Origin of the sequence: Nibribacter koreensis (genome assembly GCF_039541795.1) — a bacterium.
Lineage (GTDB): Bacteria > Bacteroidota > Bacteroidia > Cytophagales > Hymenobacteraceae > Nibribacter > Nibribacter koreensis.
Genome location: NZ_BAABGX010000002.1, coordinates 43,052 through 64,625 on the forward strand (window position 1 = coordinate 43,052; position 21,574 = coordinate 64,625).

The 21,574-nt window shown below is 49.7% G+C and carries 20 protein-coding genes; 9 read left to right on the forward strand and 11 right to left on the reverse strand.

The window, feature by feature from the left end; all coding sequences use genetic code 11:
* Positions 1–8 precede the first annotated feature (8 nt).
* Positions 9–221 (reverse strand): hypothetical protein, encoded by a 213-nt coding sequence (locus ABD880_RS07370; protein ID WP_345164213.1) that lies wholly within the window; start codon positions 219–221, stop codon positions 9–11.
* Between the two features lie 312 nt (positions 222–533).
* On the opposite strand from ABD880_RS07370, the gene ABD880_RS07375 reads away from it, so the two are divergent.
* From ABD880_RS07375 to ABD880_RS07385, 3 genes are all read left to right on the forward strand, one after another.
* A complete protein-coding gene (locus ABD880_RS07375) occupies positions 534–1,328 on the forward strand; it encodes a helix-turn-helix domain-containing protein (RefSeq protein WP_345164215.1) in 795 nt (264 codons plus the stop codon).
* A 132-nt stretch (positions 1,329–1,460) separates the two neighbouring features.
* Positions 1,461–1,946, forward strand: coding sequence for a phospholipase D-like domain-containing protein (locus tag ABD880_RS07380; protein ID WP_345164217.1), 486 nt, complete (start codon positions 1,461–1,463; stop codon positions 1,944–1,946).
* Positions 1,947–2,025: 79 nt separating this feature from the next.
* Positions 2,026–2,439 carry a hypothetical protein gene (locus tag ABD880_RS07385; protein WP_345164219.1) on the forward strand — a complete coding sequence of 138 codons (414 nt, stop codon included), beginning with the start codon at positions 2,026–2,028 and terminating at the stop codon, positions 2,437–2,439.
* Between the two features lie 192 nt (positions 2,440–2,631).
* Here the strand turns inward: ABD880_RS07385 and ABD880_RS07390 are convergent, their stop codons facing one another.
* Positions 2,632–2,922 carry a hypothetical protein gene (locus ABD880_RS07390; RefSeq protein WP_345164221.1) on the reverse strand — a complete coding sequence of 97 codons (291 nt, stop codon included), beginning with the start codon at positions 2,920–2,922 and terminating at the stop codon, positions 2,632–2,634.
* A 341-nt stretch (positions 2,923–3,263) separates the two neighbouring features.
* Between ABD880_RS07390 and nhaA the strand changes: the two genes are divergently transcribed.
* The gene (gene nhaA, locus ABD880_RS07395; protein ID WP_345164223.1) at positions 3,264–4,466 is read left to right on the forward strand and encodes a Na+/H+ antiporter NhaA; all 1,203 of its coding nucleotides are present in this window, start codon (positions 3,264–3,266) and stop codon (positions 4,464–4,466) included.
* 112 nt (positions 4,467–4,578) lie between these two features.
* Here nhaA and ABD880_RS07400 read toward each other — a convergent pair whose 3' ends face one another.
* A complete protein-coding gene (locus ABD880_RS07400; RefSeq protein WP_345164225.1) occupies positions 4,579–5,622 on the reverse strand; it encodes a chemotaxis protein CheB in 1,044 nt (347 codons plus the stop codon).
* A gap of 288 nt (positions 5,623–5,910) precedes the next feature.
* Here ABD880_RS07400 and ABD880_RS07405 point away from each other — a divergent pair, with 288 nt between their 5' ends.
* Both ABD880_RS07405 and ABD880_RS07410 read left to right on the forward strand, forming a co-directional pair.
* Complete coding sequence (locus ABD880_RS07405) at positions 5,911–8,892, forward strand: CheR family methyltransferase (protein ID WP_345164227.1); 2,982 nt, start codon at positions 5,911–5,913, stop codon at positions 8,890–8,892.
* Positions 8,893–8,942: 50 nt separating this feature from the next.
* The gene (locus ABD880_RS07410; protein ID WP_345164229.1) at positions 8,943–12,032 is read left to right on the forward strand and encodes a PAS domain-containing sensor histidine kinase; all 3,090 of its coding nucleotides are present in this window, start codon (positions 8,943–8,945) and stop codon (positions 12,030–12,032) included.
* A 75-nt stretch (positions 12,033–12,107) separates the two neighbouring features.
* Here the strand turns inward: ABD880_RS07410 and ABD880_RS07415 are convergent, their stop codons facing one another.
* A complete protein-coding gene (locus ABD880_RS07415) occupies positions 12,108–12,443 on the reverse strand; it encodes an STAS domain-containing protein (RefSeq protein WP_345164231.1) in 336 nt (111 codons plus the stop codon).
* Between the two features lie 63 nt (positions 12,444–12,506).
* Positions 12,507–12,881 carry an STAS domain-containing protein gene (locus ABD880_RS07420; RefSeq protein ID WP_345164233.1) on the reverse strand — a complete coding sequence of 125 codons (375 nt, stop codon included), beginning with the start codon at positions 12,879–12,881 and terminating at the stop codon, positions 12,507–12,509.
* Between the two features lie 236 nt (positions 12,882–13,117).
* Between ABD880_RS07420 and ABD880_RS07425 the strand changes: the two genes are divergently transcribed.
* Positions 13,118–13,768 carry a response regulator gene (locus ABD880_RS07425; protein ID WP_345164235.1) on the forward strand — a complete coding sequence of 217 codons (651 nt, stop codon included), beginning with the start codon at positions 13,118–13,120 and terminating at the stop codon, positions 13,766–13,768.
* A gap of 108 nt (positions 13,769–13,876) precedes the next feature.
* Here the strand turns inward: ABD880_RS07425 and ABD880_RS07430 are convergent, their stop codons facing one another.
* Positions 13,877–14,071: a hypothetical protein gene (locus ABD880_RS07430; protein WP_345164236.1), complete on the reverse strand. Its 195-nt coding sequence runs from the start codon at positions 14,069–14,071 to the stop codon at positions 13,877–13,879.
* Between the two features lie 413 nt (positions 14,072–14,484).
* On the opposite strand from ABD880_RS07430, the gene ABD880_RS07435 reads away from it, so the two are divergent.
* Complete coding sequence (locus tag ABD880_RS07435; RefSeq protein ID WP_345164239.1) at positions 14,485–15,480, forward strand: cation diffusion facilitator family transporter; 996 nt, start codon at positions 14,485–14,487, stop codon at positions 15,478–15,480.
* A 934-nt stretch (positions 15,481–16,414) separates the two neighbouring features.
* Here the strand turns inward: ABD880_RS07435 and ABD880_RS07440 are convergent.
* The gene (locus tag ABD880_RS07440; RefSeq protein WP_345164241.1) at positions 16,415–17,554 is read right to left on the reverse strand and encodes an endonuclease/exonuclease/phosphatase family protein; all 1,140 of its coding nucleotides are present in this window, start codon (positions 17,552–17,554) and stop codon (positions 16,415–16,417) included.
* A gap of 599 nt (positions 17,555–18,153) precedes the next feature.
* Entirely contained in the window at positions 18,154–19,128 is a 975-nt protein-coding gene (locus ABD880_RS07445; protein WP_345168047.1) for a PA0069 family radical SAM protein, read from the reverse strand.
* A gap of 419 nt (positions 19,129–19,547) precedes the next feature.
* Between ABD880_RS07445 and ABD880_RS07450 the strand changes: the two genes are divergently transcribed.
* Entirely contained in the window at positions 19,548–19,916 is a 369-nt protein-coding gene (locus tag ABD880_RS07450; protein ID WP_345164243.1) for a hypothetical protein, read from the forward strand.
* A gap of 101 nt (positions 19,917–20,017) precedes the next feature.
* On the opposite strand, the gene ABD880_RS07455 is transcribed toward ABD880_RS07450, so the two are convergent.
* From ABD880_RS07455 to ABD880_RS07465, 3 genes are read right to left on the reverse strand one after another with little or no spacing between them, the layout of a single operon-like run.
* Entirely contained in the window at positions 20,018–20,422 is a 405-nt protein-coding gene (locus ABD880_RS07455) for a c-type cytochrome (RefSeq protein WP_345164245.1), read from the reverse strand.
* A gap of 3 nt (positions 20,423–20,425) precedes the next feature.
* Complete coding sequence (locus ABD880_RS07460) at positions 20,426–21,076, reverse strand: SCO family protein (RefSeq protein ID WP_345164247.1); 651 nt, start codon at positions 21,074–21,076, stop codon at positions 20,426–20,428.
* Between the two features lie 4 nt (positions 21,077–21,080).
* Positions 21,081–21,521 (reverse strand): hypothetical protein, encoded by a 441-nt coding sequence (locus ABD880_RS07465; RefSeq protein WP_345164249.1) that lies wholly within the window; start codon positions 21,519–21,521, stop codon positions 21,081–21,083.
* Positions 21,522–21,574 lie beyond the last annotated feature (53 nt).

Below are 21,574 nucleotides of genomic sequence, written 5' to 3' on the forward strand. Positions count from 1 at the left end.
TCTTTATGCTATTGCTCTGTTTCTGAATAGGTAGCAGGCCTTAGATTGTATATCTTTTGAAATAAAAAATGCACCAGGTAATAGATGAAGCCCCAGATAAGTAAGTCTACCAGAAACTTACCCGTGATAATGCCTTCTTTAAAAACATGATAGTCAAACCCCAGGGCTGCCTTCACCACTGTCACCAAAATGAAGGTGATGAAAAGCTTGAGTGTATACACTACTTATTTTACACTCATGTTTTTCTATTTGGGGCATTCCCCTACTGCAATCTACACTTTTAACAACTTTTCTCTGGCTGGTCTGTGCTCCTTTTTCCTTGTTTCCTTTTCTGCTCAAAATCCTGACAATGGTTATACTTCTCTATTCAATCTCCTAAAAGTGGCTAGTTTCTTAAATTTTGGGGCATTGCTCATATATGTAGCAGCATTTTCAATTATACTCCCTATATTGTCCCTGTTTGTAGGGCAATTATACTACAAAAAATAGATACGCTCAAAATTGTAGCAGGTTTATTTTTAAAAATATTTTTTATGTCGTGCATCGGGAAGAACATAAAGAAAATTAGGACGGTCAAGAATTTGAGCCAGGCCGGTTTCGCGCAACTCTTTGATCTGGCGCGCCCTAGCGTGGGTGCCTATGAAGAAGGCCGCTCTGAACCTAAGATTGAGACGCTGGTACAGATTGCCCGGCATTTTGGGGTGAGCCTGGACTTAATGATCACAAAGGAACTCACCATCAATGACTTGTATGGGTTTGACATCTTCAAGCGAGATCTACCCCAAAGCCAACTGCTCAAAAAAGTAGCAGAGCCATCAATCTCTGCTTCCTCTACCGTGTTAGTGACGGCCCAAGCTTTGCCCGCCTATCTTTCACAGGGACAGGACGCCACGTTTCTCCAATCCCTGCCCGTTATTCAGTTACCTAGCCAGGTGCAGACGCTTCATAGAGCGTTTGAGCATACCGGTCTAGAGATGGAATACCAGCAGCAAGGCATTTTAGAAGGTGATGTTCTATACGCGGCCTCTGTGCCCTTGAATGCGCATCTTTTACAACCGCAAGCCGTGTACGTGGTGGTGACGGCCACCCAAATCGTGACCCGGCGCTACCAGGGGCTGAGCCACCATAACGAGCTGTTTTTAAAGGCGGATAATCCAGCGTACGAGGTTGCGTTGGTACCCATGGGAGACGTGAAAGAGCTTTGGCAGGTGCAGGGCGTGTATAGTACTCGCTTAACTTTACCCACTCCTATAGAAACACGTTTAGCCAAGCTGGAGCACCAGGTACAGGAACTGCAACTGCAAAAGAAAGCAGAGCAGGCAAAGTAAAAGAAACTCATCTCTCTTTCCGTTTTTGGCCTGTTTCCTGGAAAAGAGGCCAAAAACGAGTTGGAGTTGCACTTAAATCCCACTTCAACTCTTATCTTCACTTTTCAACTTATCAGCCTTTAGGCCTACGCCATGTCTCTGAACTCCTTCTTCTCTCCCTCTTCTACTAAAATAAAGAACGGCGTCTATTTCAGTCCCGGTGAAGAGTGCCTGAACGCCATCATCTCTTTTATTCTGGCGGCCAACGCCTCCTTGAAAATCTGCGTGTTCACCATTTCTGATGACCGCATTACCCGGGCTATTTTGCAGGCCTACCAGAGAGGCATTGCCGTAGAACTGCTCACGGACAATGAGAAGCTGTTTGACAAGGGCTCAGACATCAGGGAGCTGGCCATGGCGGGGATTGAGATTAGAGTAGACAATACGCCCAACCACATGCACCATAAATATGCGGTCATTGACCAGAAGCACGTGCTCACGGGCAGTTACAACTGGACCAGAAGCGCCGCGCTCTACAACCATGAGAACGTGCTGGTCTCCTCAGACCCGCAACTGGTAAAGCCTTACTTAATAGAGTTTGACACGCTATGGGCAGAGATGGTGGCCTTTGAAGGCTAAACCTCAGCCATAAACCCAACCTGACTTTTTTCCTCTTCTTTAGACAGAAACCGTAATCGCCGGTCACTTACCCCAGCCCATGCTCACTCTGCTTGACTGCGTCTACCTCATTTCCTGTGACTTTTACAAGTCAAGAGAAGCAGATTCTTTTAAGGCGATCGGTGCCGTTATGATGGGTGCCCTTTTCTTGTTTAACCTGTTGTTGCTGGTATTTGTGTTTGAGCCATACTATACCAGTAGATGGGGAGAAAACTTTATTTATGCGGCAGCTTTATACAGCACGGCGCTATATGTCTTGGTGCTAATGCCGGCGCTGTATGTGCGGTATTTTAGAGTCACCAATTATGAAGCGGTGCTGAGAAAACTGCAAGAGATGGCAGAAGGCAAAAAGATACTTTACCTGGTTTTAGCCCATGGCTATGCGGTCTCTTCGGTGCTCATGTTTTTCACCTATGTTTTCTATAAAGGCGGGCAGGTAAACGGCTGGTGGTAATGCCATACATGTTCTAACCAGTCTGCCTCTTGGCTTAGGGCCTCTTCTAGTATACTGTCCAGCGGTTGCAACCAATAGAGGCAACCGCGTTTTTGGGCTGTTTCCTGGAAAACAGGTCAAAAACAGAAAACCCTTCCGGTTTAAGGGAAGGGCTCTGGTTCATAGTTTTATTTTGGATAGGAACAGGATGCGTTACGCTCTCTTGTAAGAGCTGGGGAGCACATGGTACATGCCAAGTTTTACCGGACCATTCTTAAGCTCAGCAATGGCGGCTTTGGTAATATAGTAACTGGTAAAACTAGCCATGTTGCAACTGGTCAGGTACCCATGGCACTCCAATACTTTGCAACAGGCTATTACCCGCTCCAGGGGTACGCCAGACATGACACTGATGGTGTCTGGTGACAAGGGTAAATGAACCGGTGACGGATCTCCCTTCACTAACCTGTATATAGCTTTCAGCACGATATCTTCTTCTCTCATACGGGGGAGGCTCAACTTATATTTGCCTAGTCTAAAACGAAACAGAAATCAGGATGTTGCTTAAAAATAGTATTTATACGGATAATTTAAATTCAAAAAACCCTATTTAATGCGTTTCAGGCCCGTTTACGTGTTTCTCACAAGCCTGACTTTCTTTAAAAATTCATAAAACTAATGGTTCGTTTTTGCCCTGATTTCCAGAAAACGGGCCAAAAACGAATACATCTCAAACAGGGGCTGGCCACTTCTATTAAGGTTAGAATTGCTAAGTTTACCGTAAGTATCTTATCCGGGCTTTATATCGTTTTGATAAAAGCCACACAAGCATTCTGTATTTGCCTATGTTTCAAGTTAACTTAAGACCCTACCGCGATTTCTTCAGGTCAGCCTCTGCTGGCGGCATCATCTTGATGGTTTGTTTAGTTGTTTCTTTGGTCATCGCCAACTCGCCGTTGGGAGATGAGCTGGAGGCGCTTCTGGCTACCGAGATTGGCTATGCATCATCTGGTTTAGACCTGCGCTACTCAGTGCTGCTCTGGATCAATGACGGCCTCATGGCCATATTCTTTTTGCTGGTAGGTCTTGAGATTAAGCGTGAACTGGTGGAGGGAGAGCTTTCTTCTTTGAAAAAGGCATCCTTCCCGGTGTTTGCGGCGGTGGGTGGCATGTTAATACCGGCAGCCATTTACGGTCTCTTAAACCAAGGCACGGATACGGCCAGCGGCTGGGGCATTCCCATGGCCACAGACATTGCCTTCGCCATTGGCATCTTGTCCTTGCTGGGCAGACGCGTACCGCTCACGCTCAAGGTATTTTTGACGGCCCTGGCCATTGTTGATGATTTGGGTGCCATTCTGGTCATTGCTATTTTCTATTCCAAAGAGATGCAATTGACTTACCTACTGTATGCGGCGGGGGTGTTTGCCTTGCTGTTTGCCTTTAACAAGCTGGGCGTAAAAAGCATCATCTTCTATCTGGTGCCGGGCGTGTTCATGTGGTATTTCATTCACCACTCAGGCGTGCACGCCACCATTGCCGGCGTACTTACGGCCTTTACCCTGCCTACTACGCCGGGCAAAGAAGAGTCGCCGCTGGAGAAATTGGAACATGCGCTCACCAAGCCCGTCAACTTTCTCATCATGCCCATTTTTGCGCTGGCCAACACCAACATAGCCTTAGAGCTAAACATGGTAGACGGCTTGTACAGCTCACTAGGCCTGGGCATTATTCTGGGTCTCTTCTTGGGTAAGCCGGTTGGCATCTTTGCTCTATCCTGGCTTTCTGTAAAACTTGGCATTAGTGATTTACCAAAAGGTGTCACCTGGACGCAGGTGCTGGCCTTGAGTTTTCTGGCGGGCATTGGCTTTACCATGTCCATCTTTGTGGCCTTGCTGTCCTTTAGCAACCCAGAGTTCCAGACAGAAGCCAAGTTCTCAATTCTGGTGGCCTCCTTTATCTCTGGCTTAACCGGGTACCTGCTCTTGCGTCGGTATGCCACCCGCCATCCAGAGATTGCTCTGGCCAACCAAGCCCAGCAATCGTAAATCTAAATAGACTTATCAAACTAAGCGCCTGCCCTCAATTTCAACCAGGGGCACCCACTTAGTTTGACTGAGTGGTTTTTGGCCTGTTTTCCGGAAAACAGGCCAAAAATGGCTAGGCGCGTTCTTCTTCCTGCCCGTCTTTCTTATGGTATTTAGAATTGGCGTTGGCCAAAAGCAGCTGCCGGATGCGGGCTATGTGCAGTTTGAGCTCGTCTGCCCGCTCCTGTTGGCTTTCTGACCAGTAGTGGTGGCCTCTGCGCCGGTCTTGTTGAGCCATGGCTTGGAGCATGGTGCGGCGCTCCTCTAGCATGCGCATGGCAATCCAAAGTGTCTCTTCCAGTGCTTCTACATTGGCATTCAGGAAAGAATCTTGCGTGAAGGCGTGCCCCACGTGGCACCGGTAGTGCTTTACATGCCCGGTGCTTACCTCCCATAAGGCGCCGCCGCAGTCTGGGCAGGAAAAAGCCGAGCGGGGTCCCATCAGTTCTGTGTCTGTTATTCCCCCCGAGTCCAGCATGAGGCGTTCGGCTATCTGGGCTTCATAGGCAATGTCTTCGGGAATGACTTCTTGTGAGGAAGCCGGCACATACACCAGTTCCTTCAACAGCTCGCCCATCTCTGCCACTTTCACCACATAGTCCACCTCCATCATGTCCAGCACGCTCTGGGGCATGTCTGGGTATTCTGCCTCTGCGGGGCTTTGCACCATGGTGATGCCACCGCTGCGCTTGATCATCTCCATGCCCACGGTGCCGTCCTGCAACATGCCGGTGAGCACAATGCCAATGACCCTGCTGTCATAGGCTGCGGCGGCAGACCTGAACAAGGGATCAATGGCGGGCCTGAACAGGTTTTCCCTAGGCCCTTTGGTCACCAGCATCCTTCCCTTTTGCAGCAGCAGGTGGTTGTCTTGGGGCACAAAATACACATTACCGTGCTCTATGGCCTGCTCATGCTGGGCCACCTGGCACTGCAACGGCGTGCATTTACTTAAGCGCTCCACCAGAATCTGGGAGTTGGATTCTCTGGCCAGGTGCTGGACTATGAAAATGGACGCAGGCAGGTTGGCAGGCAACTGGGACAGCAGGCTGGTGAGCACGCTCATACCGCCGGCAGAGGTGCCAATGACAATGATATCATGGTGCAAAAATTTCATCTTGTGGCGGTGGTGGCTTGTCCTGTTCATACGAGCAATGGGTACCAAGAGGTAATGCAAGGAAGGCAATTAACCGCCTGCCCCTGTAGGACCAAATCACGGCCCGGGCCTCCGTATTAATCCGTATTCTTGTTTGGAACGACCTCTTTTTAGTGGAGTGTGAGGGGTAATTTGTACCTTGTAGGATTCAAAAACACAGGCTTGGTGTGTGGTTTAAGACAGGTCCTCTCCTGCTTTTCTGACGCCCCGGCGCAAGACCCATGCCTGCCTGCTACGTACACCAATTCAATGGAGAGAGAAGAGATAGAACAACCTGCCATTACAGAGGATTTTTCTAGAAAAGGGGCCTCTGCCAAAAGCCCCGAAGAAAGCCGCCCGGCAGACAAGCACCATAACACTTTTCAGGTGGTGGGCTTGGGCGGTTCTGCGGGTTCTTTAGAGGGGTTTGAACAATTCTTCCAGCATGTGGGTACTAGTACAGGCATGGCCTTTGTGGTGGTGCCGCACCTGGACCCTACCCAAAAAGGCCTGATGACCGAAATCATCCAGCGCTATACCTCCATGCCCGTAGTAGAGGTTACGGATGGCTTGACTATTGAGGCAGACCATGTCTATGTAGTACCCTCCAACAAAGAGACCTCACTAGAGAAAAACGTCTTTCAGCTACACCAGCCCGCCCAGCCCAACGGCCAACGCATGCCCATAGACTTCTTCTTTGAGAGCCTGGCCATGAACCGCCGCGAGCACGCCATTGGCATCATCTTCTCCGGCATGGGCTCAGACGGGGCGGTGGGCGTTAAGATGATCATGGAGAACTTTGGGATGGTGATGGTGCAAGACCCCAATACCGCCCGCTTTGACAGCATGCCCCGCAACGCCATTAAGACCGAGTTTGTTGACCATGTGTTACGGGTAGAGGATATGCCCGAAAAGCTTCTCTCCTACGCCCAGATGCCGCCTATCAAAGGCAAGTATGTGGAGGAAGCGCACAAGTCCACCCAGATGCTGCAGAAAATCTTCTCGCTCATCCGCAACAAGACGGGCCATGACTTCTCACTATACAAACGCAATACCATCTTCAGGCGCATAGAGCGGCGCATGAACAGCCACCAGATAGTCCAGTTCTCTGAGTACGTGCACTTTTTACGGGAACACCCTCAGGAGGTGGAGCTCCTGTTTAAAGAGTTGTTGATTGGCGTGACCAAGTTCTTCAGAGACGCAGAGGCCTTTTCTCTTCTGCAGGACAAATACCTGCCAGAACTGCTTCAGGACAAGCAGGAGGGTGACACGGTGCGGGTGTGGGTGGCCGGCTGCTCTACCGGTGAAGAGGCTTATTCTGTTGCCATGCTGCTGCAGGAAACCATGGACAAGCTCAACCTGCACTTAAAAACCCAGATTTTTGCCACCGACATTGACCCAGACGCCATTGAGAAGGCCCGTGATGCCTGCTACCTGGAGAACATTGTGGCAGACGTGAGCCCAGAGCGCCTGAGGCGGTTCTTCAACAAGATGGACGGCTACTACCACGTCAAGAAAGAACTGCGCGAAATGGTGGTGTTTGCCGTGCACAACGTAAACCGCGATGCGCCTTTCACCAAGCTGGACATGCTCACCTGCCGCAACCTGCTCATCTATCTCTCCGCAGATTTGCAAAAGAAGCTGTTCCCGGTGTTCCATTACTCCTTAAAACCAAACGGGCTGTTGTTTTTGGGTTCGTCTGAGACTTTGTCTGGCTTCCCAGACATGTTCAACACCCTGGACACCAAATGGAAAATCTCACGCCGCTCAGACAACAACATCCCACTCGCGCGGCTGGTAGAATTCCCGTTCACCTTCAACTCCTTTGAAACCATTAAAACGCAACCAGAACCGCCTATTGCCGTGAAGAAAGAATCTAACATGAACGGTGTCATCCAGCGCGTTCTCTTACAGCAGTTTGCCCCGCCCACCGTCATCATCAACCCCAAAGGGGATATTTTTTATGTACACGGGCGCACCGGGCGGTACTTAGAGCCTGCCCAGGGCCAAGCCACCCTCAACATCTTTGACATGGCGCGCGAAGGCCTCCATTTTGAACTGGACAATCTGGTCACCAGAGCCTGCGTGCTCAATGAGTCTGTGCGCACCGAGGATGTACAGGTAAAGACAGATGCCGGCCCCAAGTACATTAACCTGACGGTGACGCCGCTCCAGGAGCCAGACGCGCTCACGGGCATGCTCATGGTGGTCTTGGAAGACAAGCCCGCCCCCAAGGTGCGCAAAAACCGCAAAGACAGTCCAGAAGAAGCCTCTGCCAAGGATGCGCGCATACAGGAGCTGGAAAAAGACTTGCTGTACACCAAACAACGCCTGCAAACGGTCATAGAAGAAATGAACTCCTCTCTGGAAGAACTCAAGTCTACCAATGAAGAACTGCAGAGCGCCAATGAGGAGTTGCAGAGCACCAATGAGGAGGCCATGACCAACAAAGAAGAGATGCAGTCTCTCAATGAAGAGCTCATGACCATCAACCTGCAGTTCCAGACCAAGGCAGAAGAGCTTACCAACTCAAACAATGACATGCGCAACCTCCTGGACAGCACAGAGGTGGCCACCATCTTCCTGGACAATGCACTCAACGTCAAAAACTTCACGCCGCAGGCCACCAAGGTATTCAATTTGATACGGGCAGACATTGGCCGCTCCATCACACACATTGTCTCTAACCTTAAATACAAGCACATAGCAGAAGACGTGCAAGAAGTCTTGGAGCGCCTGCGTAGTAAAGAGGTGCATCTGCAAACCGTAGATGAACAGAACTGGTTCTCCATGCGCATTCTGCCCTACCGCACCCTGGACAACTTCATTGACGGCGCCGTGGTCACGTTTACCAACATCACCAGCTTTAAAAACCTGGAGGCCAGCGTAGCCGCTACCAGCCAGTATGCCGCCAACATCATTGACATCATTCAACAACCGCTCCTGGTCCTGGATGGAGACCTGCGCGTGGAGTGCGCCAGCAATGCCTTCATGGACACGTTCCAGTTAATACCAGAGCAGCTGACAGGGCAACTGCTGTTCCATCTGGGCAATGGCCAGTGGGATATTCCGGCCTTGCGGCGGTTGATGGCCAAAGTGATACAAGAACACCAGGAAATCAAGAACGAGGTAATAGAGCATGAGTTTCCGGTGCTGGGGTACCGTAGAATGATTTTAAACTCGCGCCGGGTAGAGCAAACAGAAAGCAAACCGTTCAAGATTCTTCTGGCCATGGAGGTCTTTGAGAAATAAAGGCAAAGGAGGCGGTCTCCCCGCTTTTACAGGTTCTGAACGCAGGTAACATGAGTAAAGAGAGAAAAACACCTATGAGCATGACGCAGAACTTCTCCCTGCTTCGGCAAGAGGCCGAGAAACTTCAGAAACCTGTAAGCGAGGAAGATGTCCAAAACATGTCTCCGCATGAGGTGCGCCAGCTCATACAGGAACTGCAGATACACCAGGTAGAGCTAGAAATGCAGAACCATCAGATGCACCTGGCCACGCAAGAACTAGAAGCCGCCACCCGCAAATACCAGGACCTCTACCACCATGCCCCCTTTGGGTACGTGACCCTGGATGAACACGGCATCATTGAAGAGGTAAATGCCAAAGGCAATCAGTTGCTGGAAGCTACCAGAGACCGGTTGGTAGCCCGCCGCTTTAGTCAGTTCATCCACCCAGACAGCTTGGACGCCTATTATGGCTTCTTCCGGAACGTGCTGCTATCAGACAAGCCCCAGACCATTGAACTGCAGTTATTGGCAGGCAACACCCGTACCTTTTATGCCCAGGTAGAAGGCCTGTTGTTGCGGCGCCCCAATGACACGGACCAATGCCGCCTGGCATTTGTAGACGTGACCGAACGCAAGGAAGCGCACCAAGAACTGTTTAACAAAGAGACTCTGCTGTCTGCCGTCATCAACAACTCGCTCAACGCCATTCAGGTATTAAAAGCCGTGCGCAATGCCCAAGGCCAACTCATAGACTTTGAATGGGTGTTGCTCAACAGAACGGCAGAGGTCTTTCTGGATTACACCCAGCAACAATTAGGCAAAAAACGCCTTTCTGAGGTTTTGCCCGGCCTCATGGCAGAGCCGGTCTTCTCCAGACTGGTAGAGGTAGTAGAAAGAGAACAGCCCACCACGTTTGCGGCCCACCTGCCCTGGCAAAAGCAAGACCGCTGGATTAACTGCGTGGCCGTGAAACTGGAGGATGGCCTGGTGCTCACCTCTGAGGACGTCACCCAGCAGCGCATAGCCAATGAACGATTGCAGGAAAGCCAACTTCTGGTCAAGAAGATGGCAGAGGCCATGCCAGATTTTCTTTATGTAGAAGATTTACAGCTGGGCCGCAACGTCTACAACAACCGCAATTTCCTGCATTTTCTGGGCTACACAGACCAGGACATCACCGGCCACCCGCGCCAGTTGCTGGACACCCTCTATCATCAAGAAGACGCACACCTGTTGTTTGGCAGACATAACCGGTATAAAGAAGTGCCAGATGGGCAGTTTTTGGAATACATGGTGCGCATTAAAGACAAGCAAGGCGACTGGCGAAGCATCCACTTTAGGGAGACGGTGTTCAAGCGCGGAGCCAATGGCATTCCCATTCAACTGGTGGGCACCGCCCAGGACCTCACTGAAAAACTGCGCGCAGAGCAGAAACTACGCCAGATGCACAAGACCATCAGTGCCATTCTGGAAAGTTTGCCCATCATCATCTGGCGCATTGACGCAAAGGGTTGCATTTTAGAATCCATGGGTTCTGGCTTGCAGCGGCTAGGCTACCAGGACCATGAGCTGGAAGGCAAGTTTATTACAGACGTCAACCCCAGCATTGTTCCCAACATCGCCTCTGTGCTGGCGGGCAACTCAGACATTTTTTTAGGCGAGTCTGAGGTGAACGGCCAGAAAGTATATAAGCAAAACTACTTCGTCTATGACCCAGAAACCAAGGACGGCATAGGCTTCTGCCTGGATGTGACTGAACAGAAAACCGCCGAAGCCGAAGTCCTTCACCGCAACATGGTGCTGGACCAGCTGTTGCAACACCTGCCCCTGGTACTGGCGGTCCTAGATCTGCAAGGAAACTACCAGGAGATTAGAGGAGCCGGCCTGCGCGCCGTGGGCATAGAGGACAATGCCTTAAAGGGGAAGAGCCTTTATGAGGTCTTCCCTCACCTTAAAGCCAACATACAGGATATACTGGACGGCCAGGTGAAAACCTTTACCGCTTCATTTACACATCAAGGCAAAGAAGTCTATTTTCAAAACTTTGGATTCCTGGATAAGGAAAAGCAACTGGGCATTGCGTTTGGCATAGACATCACAAACGTACATGAGACGCAGGAGAAGCTGGTCATGGAAAAGGAATTCTCTGAAAACCTTCTGGAGACGCACATCAATGGCATAGTAGCCTTTGATAAAGACTTGAACGTGACGGCCTGGAACAAGGCGATGGAAGAGATTACCGGTTACCCTAAGGCTAAGGTGCTAGGCAAGTCGGCCCAGTCTTTTCTGGCCAAAGGGAAACAGTCAGGCCTTAAGCAGAATTTAAAACGCGTCTTAAAAGGCTCATTGGTGACCATGCGGCACCTGCCCTTCCTTCCGCAGGACAAGTCCTTTGAGGTAAACCTGGCACCGCTCTTTGGACCCAACAAAGAGGTAGCGGGCGTCTTGGGCGTGGTATGGGATGTGACTGCCCAAAAAGCGAAACAGAAGGCAGAAACCCAGTTTGAGCTGTCCCAACAGAAAGCCGTAATGGAGGCTGTCCTGGCCACCCAGAATGAGGAGCGCAAGCGCATTGCCGAGGCCCTCCACAACAGCCTGGCCCAGCTGCTATATGCCGCCAAACTCAACCTGGAAGAACTACAGACCGAAGTATCTGACGGCTCCACCTTCCTTAAGCCTCTATCAAGGGTCTCTGGTTTTTTAGAGGACGCCATCAAAGAAACCCGTACTCTGGCCCATGAGCTTATACCCAGGGCGCTGCAGGACTTGGGCCTTAAGTCTGCCCTCAAGGACCTGGCTACCCGGCTTACCTCAAGATCGTTGTCCATTCAATGCATTGTCACTGGCTTTGACGCGCCTACAGACTATGCCCTTGAGACGCACATCTTCAGGTTTGTGCAGGAACTCCTGAACAATATCATGAAACACGCGCAAGCCACCGAAGCACTGGTGCAAGTGGTAGACCAGGGCAGAAAAGTGCGCATACGGGTAGAGGACAATGGCAAAGGCATGACTACCCAGCAAATAAAGGATAGCAACGCAAAAGGCATGGGCTTGAAAACACTCAAGAGCCGGGTTCATCTGCTGCAAGGCCATTTAACCATTGACTCTTCGGGCACAGAGGGCACCACGGTCACCATTGAGATCCCCACTAAATAAGACCGCCTTCGTTTTTGGCTTGTTTTAGGGAAAACAGGCCAAAAACGAAGGCGCCAAAGGCAAGCTTGCCTCTTTCTATTTCAGTTGTAGGGCCGCTTCTTCTTTAGAAGGCACTATGGTCATGATCATATGTAGACCAAGCAGTTCAAATACGTTGCGCACCTGGTCACTCATGCCATAAAGCACCATGGGAATGTGCAGACTATCCAGGGTGCCTAAGTGCGAGATAAAAACGCCCAAGCCCGCAGAAGATATGTATTGAAGCTTCTGGCAGTCAATCCAGAGTTGGGAGATAGGCCGAATGAGCGCATCTTCTATGGCGCGGTCCACCTCCAGGCACGTGGATGCATCCATCTCTCCTTCTAAGCGCAGGATGTAGGCCTGTTGCTCTTGTTCTATTTCAATCTTCATGGCCTCATGGGTTTTGTTTTTGAAAATAAGAAAAAGTATTCTCTTTTTCAACGGGCAGGTGCCTTATGTTTGTTTATCAGGCTGTTGCACGTACTGGAGAGCATTTTGCAGCGTAGGTTTTATGGTGACCAGAGAGTCAAAGCCAGAGCTGCTCACCGTTGCTTGAATGTCTTTGCGCATGTTATAGAGCACCAGCTCTTTCTTTTGCGCCTGTAAATTTGAGAGGTAGGGTAATAAAAGCCTAAGGCCTGAGGGGGTTACCTGCGTGATGCTTCCAAAATCCACCAGAACAAAGGAGCTCTTGAAGGGCGCGGCCTCCCGCAAGGCGTTTAAGAGGGTTTCGGCGTACTTTTCATCCAGGCTCCCGTGAAGAATAACCAATGGCGTATGCCCCGCCAATAGGGTTGCCTGCACGCTTTTTTCATTTCTGCTTTCCATACCTGTCGCCTCTTTATACCCTAGCAGTCAACTATTTACAAATATAAATTTAACATTGAAACTTTACAGATGGGTAAATACTATAAAAACTAGTACAAATACGCATTCTTCACCCGGGGGCATATTTTACGTATGAGAAGTGATGCTTGAGAAGATGCTAAGCTGTATTTTTAATTATTGATTGTGGTTGTACCTCAAGAACGCCCACATAACGTAAAGGCTTACCCCCAAATACTATGATAAAAGTTATTTTAGCAGATGACCATACCTTGATTAGAGATGGATTGAAGTCACTTCTAAAGTCTGACAGGTCCATTCAGGTCATTGGCGAGGCAGAGAATGGCGCTAAGCTACTAGAACTGCTAGAAACCCACACCCCAGACGTGGTCATGCTTGATTTGAACATGCCGGTCATGGATGGTTTTGAGGCGCTCACGCACCTGCAGGCCAAACATCCGCATGTAAAAGTCTTGGTCTTAACCATGCTAGACCAGGATAGTTATGTGACCAAAGTACGCACCGCCGGCGCCATGGGCTACGTACTCAAGTCGGCGGGCCGTACCGAGCTCATCCACGCCATTAAAACCGTAGCCGACAACAACTCCTACATTTGCTCTGAGGTGGCTTTAAACCTTTTGAACCGCGTCAACAACGGCCCGGCTGTACCTTCTGAGGGGTCTGGCAAGACACCATCTGATTTGTCTAAGCGGGAAATGGAAGTACTACGGCTTATAGCAGAAGGATACACCAACGCAGAGATTGCAGACAAGCTCTTCGCCAGCAAGCGCACCATAGAATCACACCGGCAGCACTTGATTGAGAAGACCAAAGCCAAAAACACGGCTACGCTTATCAAATACGCCATCCAGCAGGGCTTGATTGACTAAGCGTTAAACCAAAACCTCCCTTGCAAGCAGAAGCCAGCGCCTAAAGACGCTGGCTTCTGCTTGCAAGGGAGGTTTTACACGGGCTTGGAAACCAAGCTCCTCTAGATGTTATTTTTTATTGAGGGCTGAGAGTCTTAAGACATTGTTACCCACTTCTGTCTGTTGGATGTAGGCCTGCTTTAATTCTTTTAGCCTGCAAACAGCGTCTTTGATGGTAGATGGATCTGTAGCAAGAAGCATGTTGTTCTTTAATAGCTTCTCTATAGGCTGCATAGCCGCTTTTTTCTTTGCTGTGATACTCATAGGAGTGTAATCAAAAGAATTTGGGAAACCACATACTAGGGGGAACAACGAAGCTACGGTTACTTTTTTATTTTCACAACCTTTTATTATATGAATAATTTAAGGGTTTGTTGCATCATTAATTTTAACTACCTTTACTTTGAACGTTAAAGAGATTGACATGCAACCATTTCTGGGATTCCTATTTTTCTTTCTAGGCTTACTGGCATCGTTGGTGACTTGGTTGTTGAACCTCATCTTCGGGTAGTCTTTTCCTTCCTTCGCTCCTTTTCTTTCCTGCACAGGATTCTACGCTTGTGTGCCTTATTTTCTTTTCCCTGCCCCGCTAGGGGTTGCTAAAAATCAGCGTACTTTTGTACCCCCATTTGCCTGCGTTCGTTTGATAGGTTGGAATGGCTTGCCCAACAGATTCTATGGCTACACCTTCGTCCTCCTCTCCTATTAGGTTAATGGCGCTTATGTTAGGACTGGCCTTTGTGCTGCTCAGCATAAAGTTCATTGCCTTTTTCATCACCCACTCCAATGCCATCTTCACCGATGCCCTGGAGTCTATCATCAACTTTGTGACGGGGGGCTTTGCCTTATACAGCGTTTATTTAGCCGCTAAACCCAAAGACCAGGACCACCCCTACGGCCACGGCAAGATTGAATTCCTATCCTCTGGGTTTGAAGGCACCCTCATCTTATTGGCGGGCGTGGCCATTATCATCAAGTCCATTTACAACCTCCTCTATCCGCACCCCATTGAAAGCCTGGATTGGGGTATTCTGCTCACGGCCGTTACCGGCGGGGCCAATTACCTGGCTGGCCGCTACCTGGTGCGCACCGGCACCCACCAGCATTCGCTTACCATCATTGCCAACGGCAAACACTTGCTCACAGACGCTTATACCAGCGTGGGCCTCATCATTGGCTTGGTGGCCATTTACTTCTTTGAGTATGTCTGGCTAGATGCCGTGGTGGCCATCATTTTTGGGTCTATCATCACCTATACCGGCTATGGGCTGGTGCGCAACTCCATCTCTGGGGTGATGGACGAAGCAGACCATGAGCTCATTACCCGCATCATTTCTGTCTTAAACCAGCGCCGCAGGCAAAACTGGATTGACCTGCACAACATGCGCGTCATTAAATACGGCCGTCAACTGCACATAGACTGTCACCTAACCCTGCCCTGGTACTTTAATCTGGTGGAATCCCACGCCGAGGTAGAGGCCTTGCAAGAAATCATCACCGAGGAGCTAGGTGACGTAGTGGAGTTGTTTGTTCACCTTGACCCTTGCCTGCCTCCAGACAGCTGCAAGCTCTGCACCAAGGCAGACTGCCACGTGCGGGAGAATGCCTTCATTGGCCGGGTGGAATGGACGTTGGAGAACGTGATTGAAAATGAAAAGCATGTGTTGATTTAAGCGATGCGTTTTTGGCCTGTTTTCCAGAAAATAGGCCAAAAACGCATTTTCAATTGTCTATTGGTAAGGTGGCTTGTTGGTTTTTAGTTTGCTTTTTGTGGTTGATGGTTTGGTCATCCACAAACAAGGTTGTCTTTCCAATTGAGACGTCTCTTATTGTTGGTATTCTCGCCAATGCCTAAGACTGCCGCTCCAGCTGCAAGTACCCTTGCCACTGCTTTGGTGCACTTCCCTGAGCTGTTCTCTTGGCAATACCGCCTTTACCGGTGCGCACTACCTTTCTTGTTGCATAGCCTCCGCTAAGCGCTCAAGGCCGCGGGGCCCCGTCTTGGCCCTTCGCACTGCTGTTGTACTCTGGGCCTTTGGCCCCGCCTTTCAGGCGACGAAACAACAGAGGCGCTCAGGACCAAGACTGGTTCTGGTCCCAATGCTGCTCAGACTTGTTGGTTGGTTCTGGTGTTTGCAGGCAACGACGGGTACTGTCGCAACAGAGTCATTCGTGCTGGCGCACGGCTGTAGCCATCCGCTGTCCCTTGCGCGTGGTTCAAGTCTTGGACTTGGACCCATGATGCAGGCAGTTTTCAACTGCCGTTGGCCTTCTGCCTAGTGATGCACATTGCTACTTTACCACGCATTGCGTCCCCCTCCGGAGGGGGTAGGGGGAGGACAGGGGCGCCTTCAGACTCAAGGCTCAGGACTCATGACTAACGAGTAGCGTACGGCAGGGCCTGCGAGCGTCTGCGCCAGGAAACACGCTATACACCCTTACTACTGCACGGGGTAGGTGGGTCTGGGTAATGGGTAAAATCTTATCTCCGGAGACATTAGGTTTTACGCAGAGCGACGCTACGAATCATGGAGAGACAACAAATACTGCATCTCGTTTTTGCCTTGTTTTCTAGGAAATAGCCAAAAAACGGTTTGCCTAAACAAACTACTGCTTGTCTGCTTTAGGCGTAGGTTTTAGCCAAAGATCACTCACGATGGGGTAATGGTCTGATAGCTTCTGCCGAATGGCGCGGTACCCGCTCCCCACCAGCCGCTTGTCATGCAAAAGGTAATCAATGCGCAGAATAGAGAACATGCCGTCATAAGTATTGCCTAATCCCCAACCGCTCTCAATAAAGGCATCCTGCAGCCCTTTGCTAATTTTATTATACGTGAACGAGGCCGGCGGATCATTGAAATCGCCGCACACAATGACGGGGTACGGAGACTGTTGAATGTGCCGGGCTACCACCTCTACCTGCCGGGCCCGCTTAATGGCTCCCACCTTTAAGCGCATGATGATGTTGCGCGAGGCCGTGACCTTTTCCTCATTGGTGGGCTTAGCATTGGGGTTGCCCAAGAACTCGTAATCCTCACGCTTAAAACGGTTAGACTGTAGGTGCACATTGTACACTCGTAGGGTATCCTGTCCCACCTTTATGTCGGTGTAAATGCAGAGATTGTTCGTCTCTTCATTAAACATAATATTTCCCCTTCTAACAATAGGATACGTACTAAAAGTGGCTATTCCCCAGTGGTCGGTTTGGCGCTTGGTCTCGGTGTAGGCTACGTGTTTCTGGGTGGTCTTCTGAAGGTGCAGCAAGGTATCCAGGTTGTTGCGGCCTGCCTTGGACGAGGTATAAAACTCCTGAAAACACACCACGCTGGGAGCCTCGTCCTGCACCATTTTAAAGATCTTTTCGCGGGTTAAGGGGTTACCAGTCCAATTGTACAAATCAAAGAGCCTGGCATTAAAGGTAAGCACCCGCACTCGTTCTGCCACGGCAGGCACCTCTGCCGGAAACAGATTAAGTTGTACCTGGGCCCGAAGGTTGTCCAACCCAATCAACAAAACAAACAAAGAGATGAACAACGCCCGGCTTTTCACCAACAACCAGTACACCACAAAAAGCAGGTTTACTAGTAAGACCCCTGGATAGGTAAGTGCAAACAGACTGGCGGGCCAGAAAACGCCCGGGTTAATATAAGAGCAAATATGCGCCAACAGCAGCCACGTCGCTACTCCAATATTAAGGAGCACGATCAGCTTAAACAGAAAACTCCTTCTGGTTTTTTGGGTAGCCACCGCAACAGGTTAAGATGAAACTCTCAGGTTTAAAGATACGCATACTGCAGTTGGAACGGAAAGCTCCTTGCCAGAAACTACAAATCTGAGACGGGATCGCAGACTACTAAAAATCAACTTCTGGTCTGAGCGCCCGTACAAGTTTAGAACGGGATAAAAGCCCAATCAAGTATCCAAACAGTCTCTATTCTACCCTACTTAAAGTTTATGTTTCTATAAGAACGGTGAAGCCACTGGTTTATACCATTGTATACTTTTACCCACCCGAATTAAGACTGGGCGTGGAACATCGTAAATCTGAAGTTTAAGCAATAAAAGCAGCCCTTAGCGATTAAATACAGGTTGGTAAAAGATTAAGTTGAGCCTTTAAATACAAGAAAAGGACATTTTACGGCGTAGATAGCATGCTTTCCTCATCTCTGTCGTCGTTTTGCTGGCCTGTAACCTAGAAACATCTTATCCATCCAGCTTCTTACCTACCTGACAGGCTGTCATACTGTGTTTATAGAAATCTATAATCCAATATTCTAGAACCACTCTTTTAAGGTGTTACTTTAGGTTCATTTTATAAGATGTGTGCGGGTTTGAAAGTTGACTAGCTAAAACATGGTAAGTTGTTTCCCGGCCCGGGGAGTGAACTGTGTGAAGTCATATGGCGGCATGGACCTTCCCGAAAAGCATTTCTGGTAGTAGACTTTGAAGAGAGATTTGATGGTTTCAGCCCACTGACCCTCCCCTTGCATGCGCCGCCCAAACTGACTATCGTTTAAGGATCCGCCGTGGCAGGACTTGATTTGGTCCAGCACTTTAGCCCCTCTGTCTGGGTAGGCCTTCATAACCCAATCCTCAAAAATCTCCCCAATCACTCCGTTCAACCGCACCACGGTATAGGCCGCCGAGAGCGCTCCCGCATTGGCAGCGGCTTGCAGAATGGACGGGATCTCCTGGTCGTTCAAGCCCGGGATGACGGGCGCTACCATGACATTGACGGGCAAGCCGGCCTCGGCCAAGGTCTTCACCACGGCTAATCTTCTTATACCCGTGGCCGTGCGCGGCTCCATTTTTTGACGCAATTCTTCCTGTAAGGTGGTGATGGAGATGTTCACGTGCAGCAGCTGGTGCTTGTGCAGTTCTTGTAATATATCCAGGTCTCTTAGAATAAGGGCGTTCTTGGTAATGACGCTGACCGGGTGCTTGTACTGGAGCAAAACCTCTAACAACTGACGGGTGATTTTGCGCTTGGCTTCTATGGGTTGGTAGCAGTCTGTGTTGCCTGCCAGCATGATGGGGCGCACCTTCCAGTTTGGGTTTTCCAGTTGCTGTTTGAGCACCTGCGGCGCGTTTTCCTTGACTATGATTTTCTGCTCAAAATCCAGCCCGGCACCCAGGCCCCAATAGGCATGGGTGTTGCGCGCATAGCAATAGACACACCCGTGTTCACAGCCTTGGTAGGGGTTCATGGAGTAGCTTAAACCTAAGTCTGGGGACGTTACTTCATTGACAATCTTCTTGGGTTTCTCTACAAGAAACTGCGTCTTTGCCGGGGGCAGCCACTCCTCGTCTAGGCCCTCCAGGTGTTCTACTACCTACTCTTGTTGAAGGTATGGATTACCTGGATTGAACTGCGCTCCTCTTCCCTTCTGTGCCCCGGCGTTTTTAAAAGGTGCTGACGCAACTTGGCCTCTCTGCTCTTCCATAGCTAAATTTATTAGCTTTTAAAGACTTGTCAAAGCAAAACAGAACCAAATATTTTAGCAATCAAATAACGTATTGAAGGTCAATCCTGTACGCAATTTTCTTTTACATACTTGATTTGAGGAAGAAGAGCATTCCAATCAAAGGTAAGGAAGGCATTTTTGAACAAGCACGCGTGAATAGTGCCTCTAGAACATGACAATAAACGCTTGTTTTTTTGAGAGTGCACTTCGGCTTGAATTATAATGCTTCCGTATGAGAGGGGGTATTATATGTGTTACTACTAAATTACCTAACTATGAAAAAGAACAATTTTAATTGGCTGGCAGGCATTGCACTAGTATCCATGATGGCGCTATCTTCTTGCGGGAGCAACAAAGAAGACCAGGCCAATGGCACCACGCCAAACAACCCCACGGTGAGCAATGGCGCTATGGACAATGGCACTAGCTCTACCACTGACATGGAGACGCCTACCACCACGGGCATGGACACTACCACTACCACCACAACAGGGACAACCACCGGAACCACCAGCACTACCATGGGCACGACCACTGGCACTACTACTACCGGAACCACAGGCACTACCGGGACCACTGCTACTACTACGGGCTCTACAGGTACCACTTCAGGCGGAACTACGGCTGGCACCACTGGCAGATAAGCATAGATGACATAAAAAGACAAGGCGACCCATACCTATGGGTCGCCTTGTCTTTTTATGTGGGAGGGTAATAGAAACCCTACTTTACATATTTATTAAAATCATGGACATTGTTGTAGCTGCGCCTTTACCTCATCCAATGACATGCGGGTGGCCGGGTTCTTAAACTCGCTGTGCAGGTAGTTAAGAATGTTGGTAATGTCTGCCTCGGTGAGGCCTCTGTTACCGGGCATGGCCTGGTTATACATTCTACCGTTCACCTGAATTGGTCCGTTAATGCCGTTTCTTATCAGGCAGGCTAGCTCTTCACGGTGCTTGTCCAGGTAATCCGCTCCGGCTAGCGGCGGAATCACGCCTCTCAGTCCTTCGCCGTTGTCCAGGTGGCAGTTGGCACAGTGGCGGCCGTACAACAGCTTTCCTTCTTTACCTCTTTCTGTAAAACAACCGGCCAGCACTGCCCCAAGGCCCAAAGAACACAGCACTATCAAGGCTCTCGTCAAGAACATGGCTTATTTCTTCTCTTCTTGAAGGAGCAAATCTATGTCTTTCATCAGCTTGTCCACGTCTGGTGCCATAGTACCGTCATAATGCCCTCTAATGTGCCGTTGGCCGTCCACCAACAAGAAGGCACCGCTGTGCGCGAAACCGCCAGGCGCATTTTTGTCTTCCAGCGCGCTGGTCATGTAATGCTTCTGGGCCATATCTAGAATGGTGTCTTTGTCTCCGGTCAAGAAGTGCCATTTCTTGCTGTCTACGCCCAGACGTTCTGCGTACTCTTTCAAGACGGCTACTGTGTCATGGGTGGGATCTATGGAGTGCGAAAGCAAAATCACGTTAGGATTGTCCTTGTACTTCTCATACACGCGCAGCATTTGGCTTTTCATCTTAGGGCAGATAGAAGGACAGCTGGTGAAGAAAAAATCAGCTACGTAGATTTTACCGGCCACCGTTTCTTGGGTCACCCGTTGGCTGTCCTGGTTGAAAAACGCGAAGTCAGGGATGGAATGGTAGACGGTGTCTACCTTGGGCGTACCGTCCACCATGGTCACTTTGGGCTCACGAGAGCCCAGAATAGGCAGCTTCTTAGCTTCTTCAGGTTTAGCTTGACAGCCGGCCAAGGCTAAGGAAAGCAGGCCGACATAGACAATAGACTTGGTCATGAGTTTACTTGTTGGAAGGATCCAAAGCCTTGGCCTGGGCCAGGCTTTTTTGAATTTGTTGCTGAATGGCTTCAATCTCCTGCTTTTCTTTTTGCAGGTACTGCATGGCTGCGTCTTGAGAGAGTGAGTCTGGTGCCTGATAGGAGCGCATCCATTGCATCATGGCGTCATCTGCTTTGATGAGCTCCAGAATGGTTTTACCGTATTGCTCTTTTAAGGCTACGTTGCCGTTAGGCAGTGAGTCTGCCTGTTGTGACAGGCGTTTACGCTCCAGGTACAGCTCTCCGTATTTAGCCATAGCCGAATCATGGGTGGCCATCACTTCGTCTTTGAGCAGGTCTACCTGGGTTTTCTCCGGAGCCTTCTCTACTTTAACGGTGTTGCCGCGGTCACAGCCCAGGCAAAATGCCAGACCCAGTCCTAAAAGCCAGTGATTTGTTTTCATCCTTTTTACCATCAAAAGGTTTAACATGCGGCAAAGGTAGAACCTACATCTCT